Source organism: Pseudomonas sp. IT-P12 (genome assembly GCF_949767465.1).
GTDB lineage: Bacteria > Pseudomonadota > Gammaproteobacteria > Pseudomonadales > Pseudomonadaceae > Aquipseudomonas.
The window spans coordinates 1,173,939-1,198,322 of the sequence record NZ_CATKPY010000021.1 but is presented as its reverse complement, the minus strand read 5'-3'; the positions used below and the strand labels follow the sequence as shown (position 1 = coordinate 1,198,322).

Sequence of the window (24,384 nt, the reverse complement as noted above, 5' to 3'; positions counted from 1 at the left end):
CAGGCATCCTCAAGGCGAAAGTAGGTAACCGCTGCGATAGGCTTCGGTGCCCGCGACATGGGCGATCACCATGCCGGCAGTGGCCATGCGCCGCAATGAGCGAGCGTACATCAGCCCGGCGACGGTGCAGTGAATAGGCGTGACGCGATCATTGACCGGGTCGATGATTTCGGCGATCAACTGGCCAGCCTCCAGGTATTCCCCCGGCAGCGCGGTGTACACCAGCAAACCGCCCACGGGGGTTGTCACCGGCTCGACGGCCGCCAGCGGCGTGGCCGGATACGGCAGCTCGGGCAGGGGCTGCGGGTCGCCGGAAATCGCACCGAAGTGAATCAGGTAATCGAGCAGGGCCTGGCAGTCGAGGCTGGCCAGTGGGTGGTTGACGTCGCCCTGGCCGCGCAGTTCGACGGTCACGGAAAAGCTCCCCAGTGGAATATCGAAGTGTTCGCCAAAGCGCTCCTTCAATTGCCACCACAGCAGGGTGAAGCACTCGTCGAACGACTGGCCGCCGGAGTCGGTGGCCAGCAGGCTGGCTTCGGAACCGATGTAGCGCGCCAACGGCTCGACCTGCGGCCAGGCCTCGGGCGTGGTGTAGAGGTGCGCGACGGCTTCGAAGTCGCAATGCAGGTCCAGCACCATGTCGGCATCACAGGCCAGGCGTTGCAAGGTCAGGCGTTGCGATTGCAGCTGGGTGCTGGCGGTCTGGCGTGCCAGCGCTGCGCGCAGGCTGCGGCGGATGAGTTCGAGGTTGCGTTGCGGGTCGTCGCCGAGCAGGGCTTCGATTGCGTTGCCGACTTCCTCGCTCAAGTCGACGAACCAGCGGTTGAAGTTCTGCCCGCTTTCCAGCTCGTAGCGGCCCAGCGGCACGTCCATCAGCACCTGTTCGAGGCCGACCGGGTTGGCCACCGGCACCAGCACGATTTCGCTGCGCAGGCGGCCGGCGGCTTCCAGTTCCGCCAGGCGCTGCTTGAGGTGCCAGGCGACCAGCATGCCGGGCATTTCATCAGCGTGCAGGGACGCCTGGATGTAGATCTTGCCGTTGGCCGACTGCGGGCCGAAGTGGAAGCTGTGAATCTGTCGTGCGGTCCCCGGCAGCGGGGCCAGCAGGTCATGGATCTGGTGGTGCATTTTTGCGTGTCCTAGTGGGTTGGCCCGAGGAAGGCCAGCCATCGGCGTTCGGCGAGACGGAACAGACCGACCAGCGTGAAGGTGATAGCCAGGTAGATCAGCGCGGCAATGCCGAACGACTGGAACGTCAGGAAGGTCGCCGAGTTGGCATCCCGCGCTACTTTGAGGATGTCCGGAATCGTTGCGGTGAACGCCACGGTGGTCGAGTGCAGCATCAGGATCACTTCGTTGCTGTAGTACGGCAGCGAACGGCGCAACGCCGATGGCATGATCACGTAGGCATACAGCTTCCAGCCGGTCAGCCCGTAGGCCTTGGCGGCTTCGACTTCGCCGTGGTTCATGCTGCGGATCGCCCCGGCGAAAATCTCCGTGGTGTAGGCGCAGGTGTTCAGGGCGAAGGCCAGGATGGTGCAGTTCATCGCATCGCGGAAGAAACTGTCGAGCAGCGGCTGCGCGCGCACGGCGGCCAGGCTGTAGATCCCGGTGTAGCAGATCAGCAGCTGGATATACAGCGGCGTGCCCCGGAACAGGTAGGTATAGAACTGCACCGGCCAGCGAACGTAGAAATGGCTCGACACCCGGGCGATGGACAGCGGGATCGAGACGAGGAAACCGATGAAGATCGATGCACTGAGCAGCCACAGGGTCATGGCCAGGCCAGTGATGTTGTTGCCGTCGCTATAAAGGAAGGGCTTCCAGTATTCCTGCAGGAGTTCGATCATCGTACGGCCTCCCGTGTGCCGGCGGCGTAGCGACGTTCCAGCCAACGCAGAATGAAGTTGGAAACACTGGTGATCACCAGGTAGATCAGGGCGGCCAGCACCAGGAAGTAGAACAGTTGATAGGTGCTTTTACCGGCGTCCTGCGCAGCCTTGACCAGGTCGGCCAGGCCGATGATCGATACCAGCGCGGTGGCCTTGAGCATCACCATCCAGTTGTTGCCGATGCCCGGCAGGGCGTAGCGCATCATCTGCGGGAACACCACGATCCAGAACCGCTGTCCGCGTTTGAGGCCATAGGCGACGGCGGCTTCGACCTGGCCCCGTGGCACCGCGAGGATCGCGCCACGGAAGGTCTCGGTGAAATACGCACCGTAAATGAAGCCCAGGGTCAGAACCCCGGCGCTGAACGGGTTGATCTCGATGTATTCCCATTCCATGTAATCGGTGAACGACGTCAGCCAGGTTTGCAGGCTGTAGAAGATCAGCAGCATCAGTACCAGGTCCGGTACGCCGCGAATCAACGTGGTGTAGCACTGGGCGGGCAGGCGCAGCAGTTTGACTTTTGACAGCTTGGCACTGGCGCCGAGCAGGCCGAGCAATACGGCCACCAGCAGCGACATCGCCGATAATTTGATGGTCATCCAGGTGCCTTCCATCAGCAACGGACCGAAGCCCTTGAGGCTGAAGGCTGAGAGCCCCAGATTTTGCAGGAGGTTTTCGAACATAAATCAGCAACCTGATCGGAAGAGAAAAGCGCCCATCGCGAGATGGGCGCCTGGCATTATTTGCCGCTGTACAGATTCAGATCGCCAAAGTGTTTCTTCTGAATGGTGGCGTAGGTGCCATCATCGTGTAACGCTTTGATACCTTTATCCAAAAGCGCCTTCAGCTCGGTGTTACCTTTCTTAATGCCGACAGCGGTTTTTGCTGGCAGCAGTTCGCTGTCGACCGGCTGGCTGATTTCGTAATCGGCGCCGTTCGGCGACTTGAGGAAGCCCAGCTCGGCTTGCAGCATGTCCTGGATGCCGGCGTCGAGGCGGCCGGAGGTCAGGTCAGCGTACACCTGATCCTGGTTCTGATAGGCCTGGGTTTTCACGCCGGCCTTGTCCAGTACGGCCTTGGCGTAGGCTTCCTGAATGGTGCCTTGCTCATAGCCCACGGTCTTGCCTTTGAGCGAGGCGACGTCAGCGGTCACACCCGAACCTTTCTTGAACACATAGGCGGTTGGGCCGGAGAACAGCTCGCTGGAGAAGTCGATGACTTTTTCACGGGCCGGGGTCACGGTCATCGAAGAGATGACACCGTCGAATTTATTGGCCTTGAGGCCAGGAATCATGCCGTCGAAATCGCTTTCGACCCATTTGCACTTGACCTTCAGCTCGGCGCAAATCGCGTTACCCAGATCGATGTCGAAACCCACCAGGCTACCGTCGGCCGCTTTCGACTCGAACGGTGCGTAGGAAGGGTCGACGCCGAAACGCAATTCCTTGTATTCCTTGGCCAGCGCAGAGCCAGCAGTTACGCACAACGCCAGTGCAGAAAGGGTCAGCAATGCTTTTTTCATTATTCAATCCCTAAGAACCAATATGAGCGCTTGTGGCGCAGATTTATTGTTACTGGTAAGCGTAAGACCTAATGAAAGTAGCAATTTCCGAACCAGAGTGCCGAACAAGCGTTTAAAAGGTGTTCAGGAAATTGCCGGATGGGATTAGTGCACGAAAACGGGCGCCGTGAATAGGGTGCACCTTTTTGGGGTGTGCGCACGCCTGAATCCTGTGGGGGAGCGAGCCTGCTCGCGAGGGCATCGAGAGGGGCGCGTCATCACTGGCGACCCTCGCGAGCAGACTCGCTCCCACAGGTTTCAGGCCAGCAAATCCTGCAGCGTCCCCAGGTTGTCGGCCTCCTCGACGCTCTTGTCCTGGCGCCAGCGCAGCATGCGCGGAAACCTCACGGCGATGCCGCTCTTGTGGCGCTTGGACAGGGCGATGCCTTCGAAGCCCAATTCAAACACCAGGCTCGGTTTAACGCTGCTGACCGGGCCGAACTTCTCGACCGTGGTCTTGCGCACGATGCTGTCGACCTGACGCATTTCTGCATCGGTCAGCCCCGAATAGGCCTTGGCGAATGGCACCAGGGTCCGTTCGCTGGCATCAGGCGGACCGTCCCACACGGCGAAGGTGTAGTCGCTGTAGAGGCTGGCTCGCCGACCATGCCCGCGTTGCGCGTAGATCAACACAGCGTCGACGCTGAAGGGGTCGACTTTCCATTTCCACCAGGTGCCCATGTCCTTGGTCCGGCCGACGCCATACAACGCGTCCCGGGCTTTGAGCATCATGCCTTCGACCCCGAGGCTGCGGGAGGCTTCGCGTTGGCGGGCGAGGTCGAACCAGTCTTCGCCGGTCAGCACGGGGGAGGGCAGCAGCACCGGGTTGTTGCTCTGGGCGATGAGCTGTTCCAGTTGTCTGCGGCGTTCGGTTTGAGGCTGGTTGCGCCAGTCTGCGCCTTGCCATTCCAGCAAGTCGTAGGCGAGGAGCACCACCGGCACTTCATTGAGGATCTTCCTGCCCAGGGTTTTGCGCCCGATCCGCTGTTGCAGCAGGGCGAACGGTTGCACGGCAGGCGAGGTTGGCGTCATGGGGTCGAAGGCGTCTTCGGTGTCGGGCGTCGCGGTTTTCCAGGCCACGATTTCACCGTCGATCACCGTGCCGTCGGGCAGGCCATGGACCAGGCTGTCGAATTCGGGAAAGCGTTCGGTGACCAGCTCTTCACCCCGTGACCATACCCAAAGCCGTCCCTCGCGCTTGACCACCTGGGCGCGGATGCCGTCCCATTTCCACTCGACCTGCCACTGGCTGGCCGGCCCGAGCAGGGCTTCGAACTGTTCGACCGGTTGCGACAGCGCATGGGCGAGAAAGAACGGGTAGGGCTGGCCGCCGCGCTGGGCGTGTTCGTCGGCGGACTCGGCGGCGATCAGCTTCAGGTAACTGGCGGCGCTCGGGCGGTTGGACAGGTCGGTGTAGCCCACCAGTCGCTGGGCCACGCGTTTGCTGTCCAGGTGCGCCATGGCCGCCAGGGCGCGGGTCACCAGCAATTTGGAGACGCCGACGCGGAAGCTGCCGGTAATGAGCTTGATGCAGAGCATCAGGCTGGATCGGTCCAGTTGCGACCACAGCGCGGGCAGGCGTTCGGCGAGTGTTTCAGGGGCTTCGCCGCGCAGGGGCAGCAGTTTGTCCTCGATCCACACCGCCAGCCCGTCGCTGGACGTGTGGGGCGCTTCGGGCAGAACCAGCGAGATGGTTTCGGCGAGATCGCCGACCGCTTGATAGCTTTCTTCGAACAGCCACGGCGACAGGCCGGAATACGCCACCGCCAACTCGCGCAGGATGCGCACCGGCACCAACTGCCGAGGCCGCCCGCCCGACAGAAAGTACACCGCCCAGGCGGCGTCCTCCGGCGCGGCTTGCGCAAAATAGCGTTGCATCGCCGCCAGCTTGGCGTTGCTTGAGGTCGTCGCATCGAGGTCGGCATACAGTTCGGCGAAGGCTTTCATGGCTGCACCTCGGCGGTGTCCGGTGCGTCACTGGCGTGGTCTTCTTCATCGTCGCCGTACTCGGTGTTGAACCCCTGGGCGTCGAGGCCCTGCTCGCGCAAATGGCGCACCAACACGCCTATCGAACCGTGGGTGACCATGACGCGCTCGGCGCCGGTCTGCTCGATGGCCCAGAGCAGGCCCGGCCAGTCGGCGTGGTCGGACAACACGAAACCGCGATCGACCCCACGCCGGCGTCGCGTGCCACGCAGGCGCATCCAGCCGCTGGCGAAACCGTCGCTGTAGTCGCCAAAACGGCGCATCCAGGTGCTGCCCCCGGCGGAAGGCGGGGCCAGCACCAGCGCCTTGCGCATCATCGGATCCGTCTTCTTGACCTCGCCGGCGTAGATCGTCGGCGGAATGTAGACGCCGCCTTCGCGATACACCCGGTTGAGCGGCTCGACCGCACCGTGCACCAGGATGGGGCCCAGACTGGCGTCGATGCCGTGGAGAATCCGCTGGGCTTTGCCAAAGGAATAGCAGAACAGCACGCTGGCCTTGTCCTGAGCGGCATTGGCCTGCCACCACTGGTTGATCTCGGCGAACACCTGCGCCTGGGGTTGCCAGCGATAGATCGGCAGGCCGAAGGTCGATTCGGTGATGAAGGTGTGGCAGCGCACCGGCTCGAACGGGGCGCAGGTGCCGTCGGGTTCGATTTTGTAATCCCCCGAGGCGACCCAGACTTCGCCGCCATATTCCAGGCGGACCTGGGCCGAGCCAAGCACATGCCCGGCCGGATGAAAGCTCAGGGTCACGCCGTGATGCTGCAAGCGTTCGCCATACGCCAGAGTCTGCAGGTTGATGTCCTGGCCCAGTCGCGCACGCAGAATGCCTTCGCCAGGCGCCGCGGCCAGGTAGTGCTGGTTGCCGTTGCGGGCATGGTCGCCGTGGGCGTGGGTAATGACCGAACGCTCGACCGGTCGCCACGGGTCGATGTAGAAATCCCCGGGCGGGCAGTACAAACCTTCGGGACGTGCGATGACAAGGTCCATGGCGGAACCACAATGGGGGACTTGTTAGCTAAGAGGCGGGGCTGGGGCGGGAAGTTCTATCGGATCTGGAATGGTCATCATGTGGGAGCGAGCCTGCTCGCGATAGCGGTCGTTCAGTCGACGATGATGTCGATCGATCGTCCGCTATCGCGAGCAGGCTCGCTCCCACAGGTTTGAGTGTGGCCGTTACTTGCCGGGCGTCAACGTCAACCGCTTGGTCCCGTACACCCTGTCGAAATTCTGCGGCTGCAGGGGCAGGCTCAGGTATTGCCCCTTGAGCCAAGGGTCCACGCTGTCCAGGTAGTGCGGGCTGGCCGGGTTGCCCGATTGGCCGGTGCCGTTCTGCCCCATCAGCGGTTCGGCCTGGCCGAAGTCGACGATGAAGCGCATGGCCGGTGCCTGCGTGGTGTTGAAATCCTGACCCCAGGCGAACGCGGCCATGTTCAGCGTGGTGTGATCGCCACCCGCCGCGAGTGGACCGCGCACGGTCTGGCCATTGGCGTTCTTCCACTCGTAGCGGTGCAGCTTGCCCCACTGCCAGGTTTTGTGATCGCCGCCCAACTGGCTGTCGCCGGCGGTGATGGCCGCCGCCAGGCTGCGGGCGAGAATGGTCGGTTTGTCCTCTTTCTGTGCGGTACGGGTGTCATCCCAGAAGGGGCTGTCCTCGCGACCGAGCAGGTGATCGGCCTGCGCTGCGTAGGACAACTTGCCATTGGCGATGAAGGCGTTCCACGCCGGGCTGTTTTGCGGGCCGAGTTCGTCGAGGAAAATCTGTTTGCTGCTTTCCTGCAGGAACAGCTCGTAAATCGCCGCATCGGCGGAGGTCGGGGTGAGTTTGCCGTCGAACGCCATCAGGCGGGTCAGTGCCTCGTGGGCCTTGCCGCGCTCGGCCACCGGCAACGCTTCGATCGCCTGTTTCAACGGCTGTGCCATGCCCGGAGCGGTCAGCATCTGCTTCAGTTTGGCGGCGAAGGTGGTGGTCTGGTCATACTGCATGGCAATCACGCTACGGCTGTCGTGTTTGCCCGCCCCCGCCAGTTCGGCCAGGCGTTCGCCGCGCTCCGGTGACGACCACGAGTTGGACAATTGCATGCCGTAGCCGTGGGGGATCACGCGCTGGTTGGCGGTGCCGAGCCAGCCTTGGGCCGGATCCTGGTCGTAGGGGTGCAGCATCGGGTCGGCGTAACCGTCCCAATCGTAGCGACCGTCCCAGCCCGGCGACGGCAGCAGGCCTTCGCCTTCACGGCGATTCGGGTAGCGGCCGGTGACTTGCCAGCCGATGTTGCTGGCGTCGGCGAATACCAGGTTCAACGTGATTGCACGGATTTCCCGGCTGGCATCCGAAGCTTTTTCGACGTTCTGCGCCCGGGACAGGTCGAAGAAGGCATCCAGCGATTTGTCCTCGGCAAAGCTCGGTGTCTGCAGGGCCAGGCCGAAGCCGTTGCCCAGCGCCGTCCCCTGCGCGCTGTTGAGCAGCGGGCCGTGGCGGGTTTCGTACACCGCTTCGCGAAGGGGCCGTTGGCCTTTGACGAAGTAGGTTTCGTTACGAACGATGACCGGCTGCCATTTGCCGCCGGTTTCGTAGGTCAGGGCATTGCCCTGGCGTCTGATCTTTTCCAGGAACAGGTCCTGGTTGTCGCCCATGACCGACGCGATGCTCCAGGCCACTTTGCCGTTGAAACCACCCAGCACCATCGGCAGGCCGGCGATGGTCACGCCGGAGGCCTGGTACTTCGGTGCGCGGATCTGCACGTAGCTGAACAACGCCGGCACGCCCAGCGGGACGTGGCTGTCGCTGGCCAGCAGGCTCTTGCCGCTGCGGCTGCGTTGCGGGGCGATTGCCCAGTTGTTCGAGGACGTGGCGCCCAGCAGGTTCGGGGCGGACAGCTGGCTGGTGGCCTTGCTGACCTCGGCAAGTCCCGGGATTGCGCCGTTGAGCTTGATGCCGCGAAGTTTTTCCGCCTCGGCCTCAGGCAGTTTTTCGTCGGGTGCGGACGGTGTCAGCCACGGCAGTTTGTCGGTGGTGAGCGTCTGGGCGAGGACCAGCGAGGCGATTTCCTCGGGCAGGTTGGCCGACTGGCTGAAATTCAGCAGGCAGAATATCAGCGCCGAATCTTCCGGCTTCCAGTATTCAGGCTTGTAGCCCGTGGCGGCGAGATCGGCCGGCAGCTTGTCGCGGTAGCGGAACAGGTACGCGTTGACCCCGCGGGCATAGACCTCGAAGAAGCGTTTGAGTCGTGGCGAAGACGCCTTGTACAGCTCGTCGGCGCTTTTGCGCAGGTTGACGGCGCGCATATAGCGGTCGGCATCGAGCAGATCGGCCCCGGACATCTCCGACAAACGGCCCTGGGCCAACAGCCGCAAGGTGACCATCTGCGTGATGCGATCACTGGCGTGCACATAGCCGAGGGTGAACAGCGCGTCATGGAAGCTGCTGCTTTCGATCAGCGGCACGCCCATGGCGTTGCGCCGCACCGAAACGTTCTGCGCCAGGCCCTTGAGCGGCTGCACGCCGACGGTCGGCACAAGGCTGTCCTGGGCGTTGAAGGTCTGACAGCCGCTCAGGCCCAGAACACCGGCCACTGCTGCGGCAATGCCGAACCGGGGAAGAAAATGAGTGAGGGCTGGCGAGGCCATGGCAAAGCTCCTGCGGGGGTGGCGTCGGTAAAGGCGCTACGTTAGTGAGCGGGCGGTGGCCGCGCAAGCGGGGCGCGAGGTTATTTCAGGATTTGTCTGTCGAATGCTTGTCCGCAGCAGTCCCCGATGCAAAAGTGGGTGAAATTCAACGACCGTGTATGGGAACAGGCAGCATGGAGCTCAAGAGCAACGCAGCACTGATTATCATCGATCAGCAGAAAGGCATTCTGGAACCTCGGCTCGGTCGGCGAAACAATCCACAGGCTGAGGAGCGCATGGTCGAATTGCTCGCCGCCTGGCGGCGCAGCGGGCGGCCGCTGTTTCACGTGCAGCACCTGTCGCGTTCGCCGGAATCGGTATTCTGGCCGCAGCAATCGGGTGTCGAGTTCCAGCCGCGTTTTCAGCCATTGCCCGGCGAGTCACTGATTCAGAAGCAGGTGCCGGATGCGTTTTGTGCGACGGCGCTGGAGGCCCGTTTGCGGGAGGCGGGGATCGAGCAATTGATCATCGTCGGCGTGGCCACGAACAACTCGGTGGAGGCCACGGCGCGGACGGCCGGAAACCTGGGGTTCGACACCTGGGTGGCGGAGGATGCGTGTTTTACGTTCGACAAGGCCGATTACTTCGGCAGGCTATGGGCGGCCGAGGATGTGCATGCGATGTCGCTGGGTAACCTGCATGGCGAGTATGCGACGGTGGTAAGCACGGCGCAGATTCTTGGCTGACAGTGAGTCCGCCATCGCGAGCAGGCTCGCTTCCACAGGGTTTTTGATGTGGGAGCGAGCCTGCTCGCGATGCAGTTCAACAGGCGACGCCAAACATCGCCCGAGGCTTCAGGCGCCGTGGCACTTCTTGAATTTTTTGCCGTTGCCGCAGGGGCAAGGGTCATTGCGACCGACGTCCTTCAAGGCGTTGCGTACCGGTTCCTGGTGCGCGTGGCCACAGTTCGGGCCGTGGACGTGGCCATGGTCGTGATCGTGGTGATGGTCATGATCGTGGTTGCAATCAGGGCCATGGACGTGGGGTTGCTGGGTCATCGGGTGTGCTCCGGAATTAGATCGGCGGGGATTATCACGCCATTGCGCGCCAGGTGCACGTAGTGCGCGATGAATAAACCGGTTTCCAGCTCACCTTCCAGTCGATAGGGAATGGCCTGGTCGGGTTTTTCCAGCAGTTTCACCAGTTCTCGCACCTTCGGCCACAGATTGGTGCGGATCGGCACCTTGAAAAATCCGCTGCGCTTGGGCGCCACCGTAAACCAGTGCTCATGCTCGCCTTCGGCCAGCAGGATGTTCCCCAGGTGAATCCGGTATTCGATACCGCGTACCGTCAGGTCAGTGTCGGCAGGGTTATCGACCCGGAAGTACAGTTCGAAGCGTTGTTGCATCAGCTTGGCCTGGATGACTTCGACCTTGACCAGATGCACGGTGGGGTCCGGCGTGTCGTCCGTGAACCAGGACGCGCAGCCGCCAAGCCCGAGCAGCAGGGTCAAGGTGAACAGGCGTTGTGCGAACCGATGGCTGATCATGGTGGTATGTCTCCCTTGACCCCCAGTCTAGTCCCTCACGCTTCACTTTAATTGGCGAAATACCCCGCACAGCATTTCTTGAACTTCTGCCCGCTGGCGCACGGGCAGGCGTCGTTGCGTCCGGCCTTGAGCGGCACGGTGGGGTCGATGAAGTACCAGTGACCACTGTTCTGTACGAACGACGAACGCTCGCGATGGCTGTGTTCGCCGCTGCCGTCGTGCCAGCGTGCCGTGAAGGTGACGAAGGCGTGCTCCGGCTGGCCGCCGAAGACCTCGGAGCTTTCCACCTCAAGACCCAGCCAGGTGCTTTGCGCACTCCAGTCGCTGATGGATTGCCGATCCAGCCCGGGCTGTTGCGCGGGCAGGGTGGTCGCCACCAGGTAATCGACCAGGCCCAGCACATAGGCGCTGTAGCGCGAACGCATCAGGGCTTCGGCGCAAGGGGCCGGGTGGCCGGCGTGGAAATGGCCGCAGCAGGCGTCAAGCAGGGTGCCGCTGCCACAAGGGCAAATGGATGTACTCATTGCGTTACCACCAATATTTCCCGAAGTTTTCCGGATTGGCCCAGAAGCGTGAGTTGAGCCAGTCGGGGACTTGTTTGTAGTCAAGCAGATCGTAGGTGAACAGGGTCAGTACCTGGTCGTCGCGCTGGAAGCGTTCGCTGGCTTGCAGGGCCAGGGAGAAAAAATCGGTTTCCTGCCAGCCGCTGGCCGGCACGTCCGCGAGCACCGCAAGACGACTGGCATTGAGGTTGCGAATGCCGCCTAGCAGGTTCAGACCCTCGCGCTTGGGCAGGTGTTCGAGGCAATCGACCACCAGCGCCAGGTCAAAGCGACGGGCTGCCAGCTCGGCCGGCAAGGGGCCCGGCGCGGCATGGGCCACGCAGGTGTCCGGGTGCGCGAGCCTGAATGCCTCGAGCGCCGGGAACTCGCTGGCGCCGATCAGCAACAGGCGCGGCGGGGCGTAACGGTCGAGCAAAGCGGCCAGCGCCTGCTGGGGCGTGCGCGAAGAAATAGCTGCAGTCATCGAAGATCCTCAATCAGAGCGCCAAGACTAGCGCGCCCACAGGTCCAGATATAGAGCGCTCTGGCACCGCACATGCCGATTGCCCGCGAACACGGGACAAAACTGCAATGGCCTATTGCTGGCGGAGATTAAAACTCGGGTCTTTACTCCCTGAATCGGTTCTAAGCCGATCCTTCAGGAGAAAACTAGATGAGCATAGTTCGGACAGCACTACCCTTGGTTCTGCTAACCAGTGTGTTGACTGGTTGCGCAGGTTTGCAGAAAACCGACTGGCCGACCTGTGCGGCCGTCGGCGGTGTTGTGGGTGCGGGTCTCGGCGCGACCGAGAGCTCGGCGTGGGCAGGTTACGGTGCGTTGCTGGTCGGCGGTACGGCGGCAGCCTACTGCTGGGTGCACGGTGATGGCGACGAGGACGGCGATGGTGTGCCGGACAGCCGCGACAAGTGCCCCGGCACGCCTAGAGGCGTGAAAGTCGACGCCGACGGTTGCCCACCCCCTGTGCCTGCGCCAGTGGTTGAAGAGGTGGTCGTGGTCAAGGAAGAAACCATCGTCATCCGTGATGTTCACTTCCAGTTCGACAAAGCCACGCTGACCGCGTCTGACAAAGACGTCCTCAATAAAATCGCGACGCGTCTGAAACAGGAATCCGCCACCGCACAACTGACCGTGACCGGCCACACCGACAGCGTGGGCAGCGATGCCTACAACCAGAAACTGTCGGATCGTCGCGCCCATTCGGTCGTGGACTACCTCGTCCAGAGCGGTGTGCCACGCAGCAGCTTCGTGTCGGTGTCCGGTGCCGGTGAAAGCCAGCCAGTGGCCGACAACAAAACCGCTGACGGCCGTGCACAGAACCGTCGCACGGAAATCAAAATCAACCGCTGAACCCCTCGCATCCGCGCCTTGTGCAGTCGCGGATGCGGGTCTTTACTCCTGTGTAGCCGGCATCGGCCGGTAACACAGGAGCTTTCCATATGAGCGTACTCATTCGGACCGTCTTGCCGGTTGTGCTGCTGAGCAGCGTATTGACCGGTTGCGCCACTCACAGCGATGGCACTGCCCCTCTCAACCAACGAACCTGGCCGATCTGCAGCGTCATCGGCGGGCTGGTCGGTGGCGGCCTGGGCGCCATGGAAAGTGGCGGGTGGGCGGCCGGTGGTGCGGCGCTCGGCATCCTGACCGGCGGCCTGATCTGCTACGCCCAGGATGGCGACGAAGACGACGATGGCATTTTCGATCGACGCGATCGCTGCCCCGATACGCCGGCCAACACACCTGTCGAGCATCATGGTTGCCCGCTGCCGCAGTACCCGGCCAGCGCGAAGCCCGCCGAACCCGCACCTGTCGAGGTCATCACCCTCAGTGATGCCGGCGCCGTGTTGTTCGCTTTCGACAAATCCGACCTGACGCCGGCGGCGCAGAGCCAATTGGACGAAGTGATGCCCCGGTTGCAGAGCCCGGACGTGACGAGCATCAAGGTCATCGGTCATACCGACAGCAAAGGTTCGGACGCCTATAACCAGGCACTCTCGGAGCGCAGGGCCAGCAGCGTGGCGGCCTATCTGCTGGGCATGCACGTGGCGCCGAACAAGATCACCAGCGAAGGCCGTGGCGAAAGCGAGCCGGTGGCCGACAATGAAACAGAGGAAGGCCGGGCGAAAAATCGCCGTGTGGAGTTGCACCTCAATCGCTGAGCCCCGTGGTAGAGCCGTCGGATCGTTCCTACGGGCGATTCGACGGCGATTTGAAAATCTTCATGAAGAATTTTCCGTTGCCCTCTGGCTTATCCCGCGTGGAAGCCGTTACTGTGCGCAAAAGAATAATTCTCATCGGGGGAGCGTATGAAGGCGGTTTGGGGGCTGGGCAAGCTGTTGACCCTGCTGTTCTGGGCGGTGGTGCTGGTCAATCTGATGACACCCTTTGTCTATCCGCTACACCTGCTGGTCAGTCTGGCCGGTGGCTTGCTGGCGGTCCTTCATCTGCTCGAGGCGGTGTTCTGCTTTCGCAGCCTGCGGGGACGTGCCCACCCTTGGCGAGATCGCCTGAAGATTGTCCTTTTTGGTGTTTTCCACCTGCAAACCCTTCCAGCTCCCGCCGAACCTAAGGCTTCCCATGCGTAAACTCTGTCTGCTCGCCGCCCTTGTCAGCCCGTTCGCCTGTGCCCAGGTGGTCAGCGTCGAAACCAACTCCCTGATGCGCCTGCCCAACGCCACCAGTACCTTGCAACTGGAGCGCCTGGAAGTGGCCGATTACGGCACGTTGCTGATTCCTCCGAATGTGACCGAAGTCAGTGTGGGTGAGCTGCACCTGGGGCGTGAGGCGCGGATCGCCATCGTTCCCAGTGAAAATGCCCTGGAATTGAAGGTCAATCGCGCCGAGTTGTCCGAAGGCAGCCAGATCACTGCCCGGGGGGCGCCGGGCACCTACCTCAAGGCTGCCCGTGCGGGGCGTAACCTGAATTTGCAGATCAAGGCACTGACCGCGCCGCTGCTGTCGGTCGATGCACGCGGCGGTGCCGGGGCGCCGGGTTTTGTCGGGCTTGATGGCGCCAATGGCCAGGCGCCGGGCTGCACCTGGGGTCAGGCGGGTCGCGGTGCCGATGGCAGTAACGGCAGCGACGGCCAGCCGGGCGCGCCAGGGGCGCTGGTCAGGCTGGCCGTGCCGCAGGATTATCCGGCTGAGCAGATCAAGGTCCAGGTGGAAGGTGGCGCTGGCGGCCTGGCCGGTCCCGGTGGCAAGCCGGGGGCGGGTGGCAAGGCCAAGGGCTGCCTGATCTACAAGGCCGATGGCGGCAAGAGCGGCAAGCCCGGCGTGGATGGTCAGCCAGGCCCTGCGGGCGCGGCCGGAGCGGTGACGGTGCAGCGGTTGTAAGTGATGTTTGTGTGAGCCTGGCGCTTGCCATCGCGAGCAAGCCCGCTCCTGTGGGAGCGAGCCTGCTCGCGAGGCGCTTAAAAGGTCGGCCGGGCCGCCGCCATCGCCACCAGCACCAGCCCGACCATCAGGTTGATTCCCACCAGCCTGCGAATTCTCCCCAGGACCGCAGCCCCCACCGGCCAATCCTGCGCGCCGACGGCCGTGCGCAACTCCGGCAACAGCAACGCCTGGATGCGGATGAACAGGGCGGTCATCACCAGGTACAAGCCCATCATGATCTGCACGTAGCGCGGCGCGCTCTCGAAACCGCTGTATTGCAGGTGAATCATGCCCACGCCGCTGATCGGCAACAGCACCACGGCTACCCAGACCCAGCGGAAAAAACCTTGAAACACTTCTACCCACAGCTTCAGCCGGGCGGGTCCTTCCAGGGCTTTGATCGCCGCCGGGCGCAGCACCATCCAGGCGAAGAACATGCCGCCGACCCACACCAGGGCGGACAGGACATGCAGGGTATAAACGAGACTGAAAGGTGTCATTGAGGTACTCCGTTCTGCGCAGGATTAATTAGCGGGGTATGATAGCCCCCCAAAACCACTGAAAATTTATCCAGCGTTTTTTGCGCCCGACAATACATGATCAGCACTGAACTCAAAACCACGATCCAGGGCGCCTACTCGCGTTTTCTCGAAGCCAAGAGCCTCAAGCCGCGCTATGGCCAACGCCTGATGATCGCCGAGGTCGCCAAGGTCCTGGGCGATATCGACACCGACGATGAAGGCCGGCGCAGTGGCGAGCCCGCGATTGTTGCGGTGGAGGCCGGCACCGGTACCGGCAAGACCGTGGCCTACAGCCTGGCAGCGATCCCGACCGCCAAGGCTGCCGGCAAACGCCTGGTGATCGCCACCGCGACCGTGGCCCTGCAAGAGCAGATCGTCTACAAGGACCTGCCCGACCTGATGCGCAACAGCGGCCTGAACTTCAGTTTTGCCCTGGCCAAGGGACGGGGCCGCTACATGTGCCTGTCCAAGCTCGACATGTTGCTCCAGGAAGGCCACGCGCAAACCGCCACGGCGCAGCTGTTCGAAGAAGAAGGCTTCAAGATCGAGGTCGATGAAGCCAGTCAGAAACTGTTCACCAGCATGATCGAGAAGCTCGCCGGCAATAAATGGGACGGCGACCGCGACAGTTGGCCCAATGCCCTGGAAGATGCCGACTGGGCGCGCCTGACTACCGATCACAGCCAGTGCACCAACCGCCATTGCCCCAATTTCGGCCAGTGCGCCTTCTACAAGGCTCGCGAAGGCATGGGCAAGGTCGACGTGATCGTCACCAACCACGACATGGTCCTGGCCGACCTGGCCCTGGGCGGCGGCGCCGTGCTGCCTGACCCGCGCGACACCGTCTACGTGTTCGACGAAGGTCACCACCTGCCGGACAAGGCCATCGGCCATTTCGCCCACTACACGCGTCTGCGCTCCACCGCCGACTGGCTGGAAACCACCGCCAAGAACCTCACCAAGCTGCTGGCCCAGCATCCGTTGCCGGGCGACCTGGGCAAGTTGATCGAACAGGTGCCGGAGCTGGCGCGGGAGATCAAGTCCCAGCAGCAATTCATGTTCAGTGCCTGCGAGCAGGTCGCCGACTTCAAGCCCGGCGAAGACGTCGAGGGTCGCGAGCGGCCGCGCCATCGATTCGTCGGCGGGGTGATTCCCGAGCACATGCGCGAGATGGGCATCGAGCTGAAAAAAGGCTTTGCCCGGCTCACCGACCTGTTCACCCGCCTGACCGACCTGCTCAAGGAAGGCATGGACGGCGAGGTCAACATCGGCATCGCCAGCAACCAGGCTGAAGAGTGGTACCCGTTGTTCGGCAGCCTGTTGTCCCGTTCCTCGGGCAACTGGGAGTTGTGGACCGCGTTCACGGTCGAGGACCCGGAAGACAACCCGCCCATGGCGCGCTGGCTGACCCTGGCCGAAAGTGGCTCGCTGTTCGACATCGAGGTCAATGCCAGCCCGATCCTTGCGGCGGAAATGCTGCGGCGCAACCTGTGGAACGTGGCTTACGGCTGCCTGGTGACCTCGGCGACCCTGACCGCGCTGGGCACCTTCGACCGCTTTCGCATGCGCGCCGGCCTGCCGAAAAAAGCCGTGACGGCCGTGGTCCCCAGCCCGTTCCACCACGCCGACGCCGGTGTACTGCGGGTGCCGAACCTGAACGCCGATCCCCGGGATGCGGCGGCGCACACGGCGGCGATCATTCGCGACCTGCCGGAACTGGTGGAAGGTTCGCGCGGCACGCTGGTGCTGTTTTCCTCGCGCAAGCAGATGCAGGACGTGTTCGACGGCCTTGACCGCGACTGGCGCAAGCAGGTGTTCATTCAGGGCAACCTGTCGAAACAGGAAACCCTGAACAAGCACAAGGCGCGGGTCGATGGTGGCGATGCCAGCGTGCTGTTCGGCCTGGCGAGCTTTGCCGAGGGGGTCGACCTGCCCGGCGCCTATTGCGAACACGTGATCATCGCCAAGATCCCGTTCTCGGTGCCCGACGACCCGGTCGAAGCCGCATTGTCCGAATGGATCGAGGCCCGGGGCGGCAATCCGTTCATGGAAATCTCGGTGCCCGACGCCTCGCTGAAGCTGGTCCAGGCCTGCGGCCGCCTGCTGCGTACCGAAGAGGATCGCGGCATCATCACCTTGCTCGACCGGCGCCTGGTGACGCAGCGCTATGGCAAGGCCATTCTCAATGCGTTGCCACCCTTCCGCCGAGAAATTTCCTGAGGCAACGATGGGCCATTCTGCCCATCGTGTTGTCTATCTTTCTGTCATCGCGTTTCCATAGGCCATCATTGGTCGTTAGGGAGAACTTCGTTCTTATGATCCGCCGTTCGTTGCCCGCTGTTCTTGCCGTGTTCTTCGCAGCCCCCGTATGGGCGGCGCCCGCCGGCCAGCAGACGCTGTTCAACTTTGTCCGCCCCGCCGACGTGGTCCAGGTGGCGACTCAGGACGCCAGCCTGCCGCAATCGAATGCCGAGCAGACGGCCGAAGGCGAAGTGCTGCGCCGGGTGACGTTCAATCCGGTGGCGCAACCGACCCTGCGCCTGACCCCGCAAACCGGCGCCTGGGATTGGTCGCAGTCGGGCATGATGAGCCTGCGGATCCAGAGTGCGATGAATTGGGCCGTGACCCTCTACGTGAAAATCCAGAGCAACGACGGCAAGACGCTGGTCAGTCGCGTCGACCTGCCGGCTGGCCCCGCGCAGACGCTGCTGGTGCCGCTGCAGCCCAGTACGCCGTTGAGCCTGGGCATGAAGGCCGGCCCGCCGATGCCGATGACCGTTGACGGTCAGCGCATATTGCTGACCAGCAGCGCTGGCGAGCTGGATCGCAGCCAGGTGGTGTCGGTGAGCCTGTCGATGGATCAGCCCAAGGCCGCGCAGAGCATTCTGCTGGAGCGCTTCGGTGTGCAGGAGGGCGAGGCCGTGACCCGCGCGGTCTATGGCGGCCTGGTCGATACCTACGGTCAATCGACCCGGGCCCGGTGGCCGGAGAAGGTCAGCAGCGACGAGCAGCTCAAGGGCGCCATCGCCAAGGAACAACAGCAAACGAAAACCTGGCTGGCCGAGCGCCACAAGGCGTCCCTGGACAAATTCGGCGGCTGGACCCAGGGCCCGACCTTCAAGGCCAGCGGCTTTTTCCGCAGTGAAAAGCGTGACGGCCGCTGGTACCTGGTGACACCCGAGGGGCATCCATTCTATTCGCTGGGGGTCAATACCGTCGCCCCGGACGTCAACCCGACTTACGTCGCCGGCCGCGAGTGGATGTTCGAATCACTGCCCACACCCGACGAACCGCTGGCCAGCCATTACGGCGAAAGCGACAACCGGGGCGGCAATGGCGCCGATCAGGGCCGTGGCTATAACGCCGGTCGCTGGTACGACTTCTATGGCGCCAACCTGCAACGTCTCTACGGCAACCCTTGCGTGCCGGTCAACGAAACCCGGGCCGGGGTCGCCGAAGCCGCCAAGGCCGACGCAGTTGCCGCGACCAGCGACAAAGCGGCCGAACCGCCAGTCGTCCCGTCCACCCCCGAAGCCGGTGTCGCCGAAGCCGCCCAGACCGCTGCCGAGGACGCTACCGCTGCGAAAGCGCTAGAGCACAAACCCGCCGAGCCGTGCACGGCAGTGATCGACGAGCAACGTTGGGCCAGCCATACCCTGGACCGCCTGCAGGCCTGGGGCTTCAACACCCTTGGCAACTGGAGCGCCCCGGCGTTGGCCAGCGCCGATCGCATGCCCTACACATTACCGCTGTCCATCGTCGGCGATTACGCCAGCATCAGCACCGGTGCCGATTGGTGGGGTGGCATGCCCGACCCGTTCGATCCGCGCTTTGCCATGGCCACCGAACGTGCCGTGGCCATCGCCGCCCGCGATCATCGCGACGATCCGTGGCTGATCGGTTATTTCGCCGACAACGAACTGGCCTGGGCCGGCCCTGGCGCCGGCGACGACCCGAAAGCCCGCTACGCGCTGGCTTATGGCACGTTGAAACTGACCACCGATGTCCCGGCCAAACGTGCGTTCCTCAAGCAATTGCGCGACAAGTACCGCAATCAGGCGGGCCTTTCCAAGGCCTGGGGCATTGACCTGCCCGCCTGGGAATTGATGGAAGACCCCGGTTTCGTCCCGCCACTGCCGAGCGCTGAACACCCGGAAATCGAGAACGACTTCAAATACTTCCAGCAGGTGTTCGCCGATACCTACTTCAAGACCCTCTCCGACTCGCTCAAGTGGCATGCCCCGAACCAGCTGTTGCTGGGCGGTCGCTTTGCCGTCAGCACCCCGGAAGCGGTGGCGTCCTGCGCGCGGTATTGCGACGTGCTGAGCTTCAACATGTACACCCTGCAACCGCAGGACGGTTACGACTTCGCCAGCCTGCGCAGCCTCGACAAGCCGGTGCTGATCACCGAGTTCAACTTCGGCTCGGCCGATCGCGGCCCGTTCTGGGGCGGCGTGACCCAACTGGCCAGGGAAGAGGACCGTGGGCCGGCCTACGCGAACTTCCTGAAACAGGCCCTGAGCGAGCCTTCGATTGTCGGTGTGCACTGGTTCCAGTACCTCGATCAACCGGTGACCGGCCGACTGCTGGATGGCGAGAACGGTCACTTTGGCTTGGTGGGGGTGACCGACCTGCCGTTCCAGGGCTTCGTCGACAGCGTGCGCAAAAGCAACCTGGCGACCATCGATCAACTGGGTAAAGAAGCGCAAAAGGCCAGGGTCGAGGCCGATAAGGCCAGTCACGACGCCGAAGGGGGGCGCCAGGGTGAGGCGGGCAAAGGCGCGGGGCAGGGCGCCGGGCATGCGGGCGGGCATTCGGGCACCGGTCACTGACACCTGAAACCGTATCATCGTCCATCGCGAGCAGGCTCGCTCTCACGGTCGAGCGCGATCTCTGGGGAGCGAGCCCGCTCGCGATGACGCGTTTCCAGACACCCAAAATCCTCCAGCAAGCCTTGGGCAAACCGACCGCCCAGCCCAACCCTGTTCCCAAAACGGTCAATGGCTGGAACAATGCCGGCCACTTTGTTGAAGGTTTGTCCGAGGAAGTCACGGGTGCAGATTCAGGGTCATTACGAACTCAGGTTCGAAGCGGTGCGTGAAGCGTTTGCCGCGTTGTTCGACGATCCCCAGGAACGTGGTGCCGCCTTGTGCATCCGGATCGGCGGCGAAACGGTCGTCGATCTCTGGTCCGGCACCGCCGACAAGGACGGCCTGGAGGCTTGGCACAGCGACACCATTGCCAACCTGTTTTCCTGCACCAAGACCTTTACGGCGGTCACCGCCCTGCAACTGGTGGCCGAAGGCAAGCTGCAACTGGATGCCCCGGTGGCTCGCTATTGGCCCGAGTTTGCGGCGGCCGGCAAGGATTCCATAACCCTGCGTCAATTGCTCTGCCATCAGGCCGGCCTGCCGGCGCTGCGCGAATTGCTCGCCCCGCAGGCGCTGTACGACTGGCAAACCATGGTCGATGCCCTGGCCGCCGAATCACCGTGGTGGACGCCTGGCACCGCGCATGGCTATGCCGCGATCACTTATGGCTGGTTGGTGGGGGAATTGCTGCGGCGGGCCGACCAGCGCGGGCCGGGGGAATCGATCGTGGCCCGCGTCGCCAAGCCGTTGGGGCTGGACTTCCATGTCGGCCTGGCGGATGAAGAATTCCATCGTGTGGCGCACATCGCCCGTGGCAAGGGCAATGTCGGCGATGCCGCCGCCCAGCGCCTGCTACAGGTGACGATGCGCGAACCGACGTCCATGACCACGCGGGCCTTCACCAACCCGCCGTCGGTCCTGACCAGCACCAACAAACCCGAGTGGCGCCGCATGCAGCAGCCGGCGGCCAATGGCCACGGCAATGCCCGCAGCCTGGCCGGCTTCTACGCCGGGCTGCTCGACGGCAGCCTGCTGGAAAGCGAAATGCTCGAGGAACTGACCCGCGAACACAGCATCGGCGAAGACAAGACCCTGTTGACCCGGACCCGTTTCGGCCTGGGTTGCATGCTCGATCAACCGGACGTGCCCAACGCGACCTACGGCCTCGGCCCACGGGCATTCGGCCATCCTGGCGCCGGAGGTTCCATCGGCTTTGCCGACCCGGAACACGACGTTGCCTTCGGTTTTGTGACCAACACACTGGGACCTTACGTTTTGATGGATCCGCGCGCGCAGAAGCTCGCCCGGGTATTGGCCACTTGTCTGTAAAACGCGCTCAAGGGTTCCAGGGCCGGAACCCGAAGGCCTATATGTTTTCCAAGCGTCTATTTATCCGGGTACTGCCGGCCTTTTTTCATGATCACTTTTTTGTGGATATCCAATGTCATTCAATAAAACCACCCTCGCTCTGGCCCTGAGCATCGCCGTCACCGGTTGTGCGCAGAACCCAAAAAATGATTCCGATGGCGGTAGCTGGTGGTCGTTCGGCTCTTCCGACAAAGTGGCGGCCAAGGAGCCGGTACCCGCTCCAGCCCCGGTGAAACCGGTGGCGGCAGCTCCAGCGGCCAAGGCCGAGAGCGCCAATCCCTGGTACTGGCCGTTTGGTTCCGACGAAGCCCTGGACAAGAAGCCCGAGGTCAAGCCTGAAGCCAAGCCGGTCGAAGTGGCCAAGGCTGAAGCCCAGGCTGGCGGTAAATGGTGGTGGCCTTTCGGCGGCAAAGAGCAGAGCACCGCCAAGGTCGTGCCGATGCCCGATCCAAAGGTCACCCAGGCCTGGCTCGATGATTACGAGCCGCGCCTGCGCGTAGCGATCAAGGACAGCAACCTGCAACTCGAACGTCGTGAGGATGTGCTGGTCATCACCGCGCCGGTCGAAGGTTCGTTCAACCCTGATCGTCCGGCCATGTTGCTGCCCGTGACCCTGGGTCCGTTCACCCGGGTGGCGAAAATCCTTGAAGTCGATCCGAAGACCGCCGTGCTGGTACTGGGTCACAGCGATACCTCGGGTGCCGCGCCGGCCAACGTCAAGCTGAGCCAGGAACGTGCCCAGGCGGTAGCCGCCATTTTCCGTCTCAGCGGGCTGCAGCGTGATCGTCTGATGTTGCGCGGCATGGGTGGCGACGCCCCACGGGCGGCGAACGACAGCGTTGAAGGCCGTGCCCTGAACCGTCGTGTCGAACTGTTGGTGACGCCGCAGAACACCATGGTCGCGCTGCTGAGCAAATACAACATGCCAGCCCCGGCGCCGGTGAAGATGGTCGCGTCCCAGGACGTCAAACCCGTCGCCACCCCCGTCACCCCGGCCCCGGCTGCCAAGAAAGCCGCAGTGCCTGCCACGAAAAAAGCGCCAGCCAAGAAGGCCGCCGCCAAGAAAGCACCGGCCAAGACCGCAACGCCAGCGAAAAAGACCACCCCGGCCAAAGCGGCCACGGCTGACAAGAAAGTCGCCGCCGCCGATGCTGCAAAAAAGTGATTCGTTGATCAAAAGGAATATGCCATGACCCAGGGCCTGGCTGATATGCGTCGAGACTACACCCGCGACGGCCTGACCGAGGCGCAAGCCCCGGCCGAGCCGTTTGCGCTGTTCCACACCTGGTTTGCCGACGCGGTGAAAACCGAACAGGCACCGGTGGAGGCCAACGCCATGACCCTGGCGACCGTCGACTCGGACGGTCGACCGCATTGCCGCATTCTGTTGCTCAAGGGGCTGGACGAGCAGGGTTTCACGTTCTTCACCAACTACGACAGCGCCAAGGGCCAGCACCTGGCCGCGAACCCGTTCGCGGCCATGACCTTCTTCTGGCCGGCGCTCGAACGCCAGGTGCGCATCGAAGGACGAGTGGTGAAGGTCACGCCAGAGGAGTCCGATGCCTATTTTCAGGTTCGGCCACTGGGCAGTCGTCTCGGCGCCTGGGCCTCACCGCAAAGCCGGGTGATCGCCGACCGTGGTGAGCTGGAAGCCCTGCTCAAGCGTACCGAGCAACGATTCAGCGATACCCAGCCCCACTGCCCCGAGCACTGGGGCGGTTACCGCCTGCTGCCCGAGCGCATCGAGTTCTGGCAGGGCCGTTCGAGTCGCCTGCACGATCGCCTCAACTACCGTGTCCAGGGCGCCAACTGGATTCTTGAACGTCTGGCCCCCTAGGCAGTCTACCGACCGGGATAACCTGCTGCAGCGGCCTCCAGCCACTGGGGCAGGTCGCGGCGCTTGATTTTCTGCGCTTGAGCATTCGCCAGTTGCTGGAGCATAAAGACTTTCTTATGCTCGTCGTCACCTGCCAGGGCGAGCGCCAGGTCACGGTCCATCCAGCGTTTGATCCGCACGTATATCCACCAGTGGAAATACAGACCGGCGACAGTGGTGACGACAATGATGAAGTAATCCATGACAATCCTTGGTTTTGCAGCGCATATTCGGCCAAATACCGCGTGCCGGGGTGAGTGGAAACGCCTGTACCTGGCCTGAATCAAACCCATTTTATCCGGGCCACGTCGTGACACGCGTCAAGCTGCGGAGTTTAATGAATATCTGTCCTTTGGAGTTGATGCTATGCGTAAGTCTGTTCTGCTAGTTGCTACCTTTACCACGATGGCGATGTTGCTCACTGGCTGCCAATCGAGCCTGACCGGTGACTCCTACTCCCGTGACGAAGCGCGTCGCGTGCAGACGGTTCGCATGGGCACCATCGAGTCCCTGCGTCCGGTGAAAATCGAAGGCACCAAGACTCCGATCGGTGGCGCAGCAGGCGCCGTGGTCGGCGGTGTCGGCGGCAGCGCCATTGGTGGTGGTCGCGGCAGCATCGTGGCCGCCGTCATCGGTGCCGTTGCCGGTGGCTTGCTCGGCTCTGCCACTGAAGAAGGCCTGACCCGCACCCAGGGCGTGGAAATCACCGTGCGCGAAGACGACGGCAGCATGCGCGCCTACGTCCAGCAGGTTCAGGAAAACGAAGTGTTCCGTGTCGGCGAACGCGTACGCATCGCGACCGTTGACGGCACCAGCCGCGTTTCGCATTAAGCGCAGCGGCGGGTAACGAAGAACCCCGATCAGTGAGAGCTGGTTGGGGTTTTTTTTATGTCGTTGCCAGCTGATCCTTCCCACGCTCTGCATGGGTAGGATCTTGAGGGAGGGAAATCTCCTCAATTTGTAGTGCAAAGCCCCATGTAGTAATCGAGCTCTACCCTGAAAGGTTCACCCACCAACTCAATAATGGTACTGGCTTGATCTGGAGATAGAAGATGCTCTCCCATAGGTACGTCATGCAGAGTCGACCAACCCATCACGTTCAGCACTGAGGTCTCCAGTGTTTGGGGGACTGCTTTTTCATACTGCAGCGTATTGTCGGGGTTTGGATCCGGGAAAAAGCCTTCAATCTCGATAAATATCATGTCTGGCCTCA

General features: G+C 62.8%; 25 protein-coding genes. 11 read left to right on the top strand and 14 right to left on the bottom strand.

Features of this window, described 5'->3' with window-relative positions; all coding sequences use genetic code 11:
- Window positions 1-9: 9 nt before the first annotated feature.
- From ACM6IM_RS14540 to ACM6IM_RS14510, 7 genes are all read right to left on the bottom strand, one after another.
- Window positions 10-1,128, bottom strand: a complete 1,119-nt coding sequence (locus tag ACM6IM_RS14540) for a succinylglutamate desuccinylase/aspartoacylase family protein (RefSeq protein WP_414865473.1) — start codon at window positions 1,126-1,128, stop codon at window positions 10-12.
- An 11-nt stretch (window positions 1,129-1,139) separates the two neighbouring features.
- Window positions 1,140-1,850: an ABC transporter permease gene (locus tag ACM6IM_RS14535; protein ID WP_201196644.1), complete on the bottom strand. Its 711-nt coding sequence runs from the start codon at window positions 1,848-1,850 to the stop codon at window positions 1,140-1,142.
- On the bottom strand, window positions 1,847-2,575 hold the full coding sequence (locus ACM6IM_RS14530; protein ID WP_192302447.1) for an ABC transporter permease: 729 nt from the start codon (window positions 2,573-2,575) through the stop codon (window positions 1,847-1,849). Before ACM6IM_RS14530 ends, ACM6IM_RS14535 begins: the two co-directional genes overlap by 4 nt.
- Window positions 2,576-2,631: 56 nt before the next feature.
- The gene (locus ACM6IM_RS14525) at window positions 2,632-3,414 is read right to left on the bottom strand and encodes a transporter substrate-binding domain-containing protein (RefSeq protein ID WP_192302446.1); all 783 of its coding nucleotides are present in this window, start codon (window positions 3,412-3,414) and stop codon (window positions 2,632-2,634) included.
- A gap of 297 nt (window positions 3,415-3,711) precedes the next feature.
- Entirely contained in the window at window positions 3,712-5,400 is a 1,689-nt protein-coding gene (locus ACM6IM_RS14520; protein WP_414865472.1) for an ATP-dependent DNA ligase, read from the bottom strand.
- The gene (locus tag ACM6IM_RS14515) at window positions 5,397-6,431 is read right to left on the bottom strand and encodes a ligase-associated DNA damage response exonuclease (RefSeq protein ID WP_414865471.1); all 1,035 of its coding nucleotides are present in this window, start codon (window positions 6,429-6,431) and stop codon (window positions 5,397-5,399) included. Before ACM6IM_RS14515 ends, ACM6IM_RS14520 begins: the two co-directional genes overlap by 4 nt.
- Before the next feature lie 186 nt (window positions 6,432-6,617).
- Window positions 6,618-9,068 (bottom strand): penicillin acylase family protein, encoded by a 2,451-nt coding sequence (locus tag ACM6IM_RS14510; protein WP_414865470.1) that lies wholly within the window; start codon window positions 9,066-9,068, stop codon window positions 6,618-6,620.
- A gap of 173 nt (window positions 9,069-9,241) precedes the next feature.
- On the opposite strand from ACM6IM_RS14510, the gene ACM6IM_RS14505 reads away from it, so the two are divergent.
- Window positions 9,242-9,793, top strand: coding sequence for a cysteine hydrolase family protein (locus ACM6IM_RS14505; protein ID WP_414865469.1), 552 nt, complete (start codon window positions 9,242-9,244; stop codon window positions 9,791-9,793).
- Window positions 9,794-9,901: 108 nt separating this feature from the next.
- On the opposite strand, the gene ACM6IM_RS14500 is transcribed toward ACM6IM_RS14505, so the two are convergent.
- Genes ACM6IM_RS14500 through ACM6IM_RS14485 form a run of 4 tightly spaced genes read right to left on the bottom strand, consistent with a single transcriptional unit; the run spans window position 9,902 to window position 11,622 of the window.
- Window positions 9,902-10,105, bottom strand: coding sequence for an SEC-C metal-binding domain-containing protein (locus tag ACM6IM_RS14500; RefSeq protein ID WP_003198420.1), 204 nt, complete (start codon window positions 10,103-10,105; stop codon window positions 9,902-9,904).
- A complete protein-coding gene (locus ACM6IM_RS14495) occupies window positions 10,102-10,596 on the bottom strand; it encodes an LEA type 2 family protein (protein ID WP_414865468.1) in 495 nt (164 codons plus the stop codon). Before ACM6IM_RS14495 ends, ACM6IM_RS14500 begins: the two co-directional genes overlap by 4 nt.
- 47 nt (window positions 10,597-10,643) lie before the next feature.
- The gene (locus ACM6IM_RS14490) at window positions 10,644-11,120 is read right to left on the bottom strand and encodes a YchJ family protein (protein WP_192302439.1); all 477 of its coding nucleotides are present in this window, start codon (window positions 11,118-11,120) and stop codon (window positions 10,644-10,646) included.
- A gap of 4 nt (window positions 11,121-11,124) precedes the next feature.
- Window positions 11,125-11,622 carry a DUF6231 family protein gene (locus tag ACM6IM_RS14485; RefSeq protein ID WP_192302438.1) on the bottom strand — a complete coding sequence of 166 codons (498 nt, stop codon included), beginning with the start codon at window positions 11,620-11,622 and terminating at the stop codon, window positions 11,125-11,127.
- A 189-nt stretch (window positions 11,623-11,811) separates the two neighbouring features.
- On the opposite strand from ACM6IM_RS14485, the gene ACM6IM_RS14480 reads away from it, so the two are divergent.
- The 4 genes from ACM6IM_RS14480 to ACM6IM_RS14465 all read left to right on the top strand — a co-directional run bounded on the left by ACM6IM_RS14480 (window position 11,812) and on the right by ACM6IM_RS14465 (window position 14,493).
- Window positions 11,812-12,507, top strand: coding sequence for an OmpA family protein (locus ACM6IM_RS14480; protein WP_192302437.1), 696 nt, complete (start codon window positions 11,812-11,814; stop codon window positions 12,505-12,507).
- Between the two features lie 89 nt (window positions 12,508-12,596).
- Window positions 12,597-13,316: an OmpA family protein gene (locus ACM6IM_RS14475; RefSeq protein WP_192302436.1), complete on the top strand. Its 720-nt coding sequence runs from the start codon at window positions 12,597-12,599 to the stop codon at window positions 13,314-13,316.
- 147 nt (window positions 13,317-13,463) lie between these two features.
- A complete protein-coding gene (locus ACM6IM_RS14470) occupies window positions 13,464-13,742 on the top strand; it encodes a DUF1145 domain-containing protein (RefSeq protein ID WP_192302435.1) in 279 nt (92 codons plus the stop codon).
- Complete coding sequence (locus ACM6IM_RS14465; protein WP_414865467.1) at window positions 13,735-14,493, top strand: collagen-like protein; 759 nt, start codon at window positions 13,735-13,737, stop codon at window positions 14,491-14,493. The genes ACM6IM_RS14470 and ACM6IM_RS14465 overlap by 8 nt, the downstream gene beginning before the upstream one ends.
- Before the next feature lie 77 nt (window positions 14,494-14,570).
- On the opposite strand, the gene ACM6IM_RS14460 is transcribed toward ACM6IM_RS14465, so the two are convergent.
- Complete coding sequence (locus ACM6IM_RS14460) at window positions 14,571-15,035, bottom strand: CopD family protein (RefSeq protein WP_192302433.1); 465 nt, start codon at window positions 15,033-15,035, stop codon at window positions 14,571-14,573.
- A 96-nt stretch (window positions 15,036-15,131) separates the two neighbouring features.
- Here ACM6IM_RS14460 and dinG point away from each other — a divergent pair, with 96 nt between their 5' ends.
- The 5 genes from dinG to pdxH all read left to right on the top strand — a co-directional run bounded on the left by dinG (window position 15,132) and on the right by pdxH (window position 23,132).
- Window positions 15,132-17,276: an ATP-dependent DNA helicase DinG gene (gene dinG, locus ACM6IM_RS14455; protein ID WP_192302432.1), complete on the top strand. Its 2,145-nt coding sequence runs from the start codon at window positions 15,132-15,134 to the stop codon at window positions 17,274-17,276.
- A 95-nt stretch (window positions 17,277-17,371) separates the two neighbouring features.
- Complete coding sequence (locus tag ACM6IM_RS14450) at window positions 17,372-19,888, top strand: beta-agarase (RefSeq protein ID WP_414865466.1); 2,517 nt, start codon at window positions 17,372-17,374, stop codon at window positions 19,886-19,888.
- 222 nt (window positions 19,889-20,110) lie between these two features.
- A complete protein-coding gene (locus tag ACM6IM_RS14445) occupies window positions 20,111-21,256 on the top strand; it encodes a serine hydrolase domain-containing protein (RefSeq protein ID WP_414865465.1) in 1,146 nt (381 codons plus the stop codon).
- Window positions 21,257-21,368: 112 nt separating this feature from the next.
- Window positions 21,369-22,460 (top strand): OmpA family protein, encoded by a 1,092-nt coding sequence (locus ACM6IM_RS14440; protein WP_414865464.1) that lies wholly within the window; start codon window positions 21,369-21,371, stop codon window positions 22,458-22,460.
- A gap of 24 nt (window positions 22,461-22,484) precedes the next feature.
- Window positions 22,485-23,132: a pyridoxamine 5'-phosphate oxidase gene (gene pdxH, locus ACM6IM_RS14435; protein ID WP_192302428.1), complete on the top strand. Its 648-nt coding sequence runs from the start codon at window positions 22,485-22,487 to the stop codon at window positions 23,130-23,132.
- Window positions 23,133-23,137: 5 nt separating this feature from the next.
- Here the strand turns inward: pdxH and ACM6IM_RS14430 are convergent, their stop codons facing one another.
- Window positions 23,138-23,374 (bottom strand): hypothetical protein, encoded by a 237-nt coding sequence (locus tag ACM6IM_RS14430; RefSeq protein ID WP_192302427.1) that lies wholly within the window; start codon window positions 23,372-23,374, stop codon window positions 23,138-23,140.
- Window positions 23,375-23,537: 163 nt separating this feature from the next.
- Between ACM6IM_RS14430 and ACM6IM_RS14425 the strand changes: the two genes are divergently transcribed.
- On the top strand, window positions 23,538-24,002 hold the full coding sequence (locus tag ACM6IM_RS14425) for a glycine zipper 2TM domain-containing protein (protein WP_192302426.1): 465 nt from the start codon (window positions 23,538-23,540) through the stop codon (window positions 24,000-24,002).
- Window positions 24,003-24,124: 122 nt separating this feature from the next.
- On the opposite strand, the gene ACM6IM_RS14420 is transcribed toward ACM6IM_RS14425, so the two are convergent.
- Window positions 24,125-24,373 carry a pyocin S6 family toxin immunity protein gene (locus ACM6IM_RS14420; protein ID WP_414865463.1) on the bottom strand — a complete coding sequence of 83 codons (249 nt, stop codon included), beginning with the start codon at window positions 24,371-24,373 and terminating at the stop codon, window positions 24,125-24,127.
- Window positions 24,374-24,384: the final 11 nt, after the last annotated feature.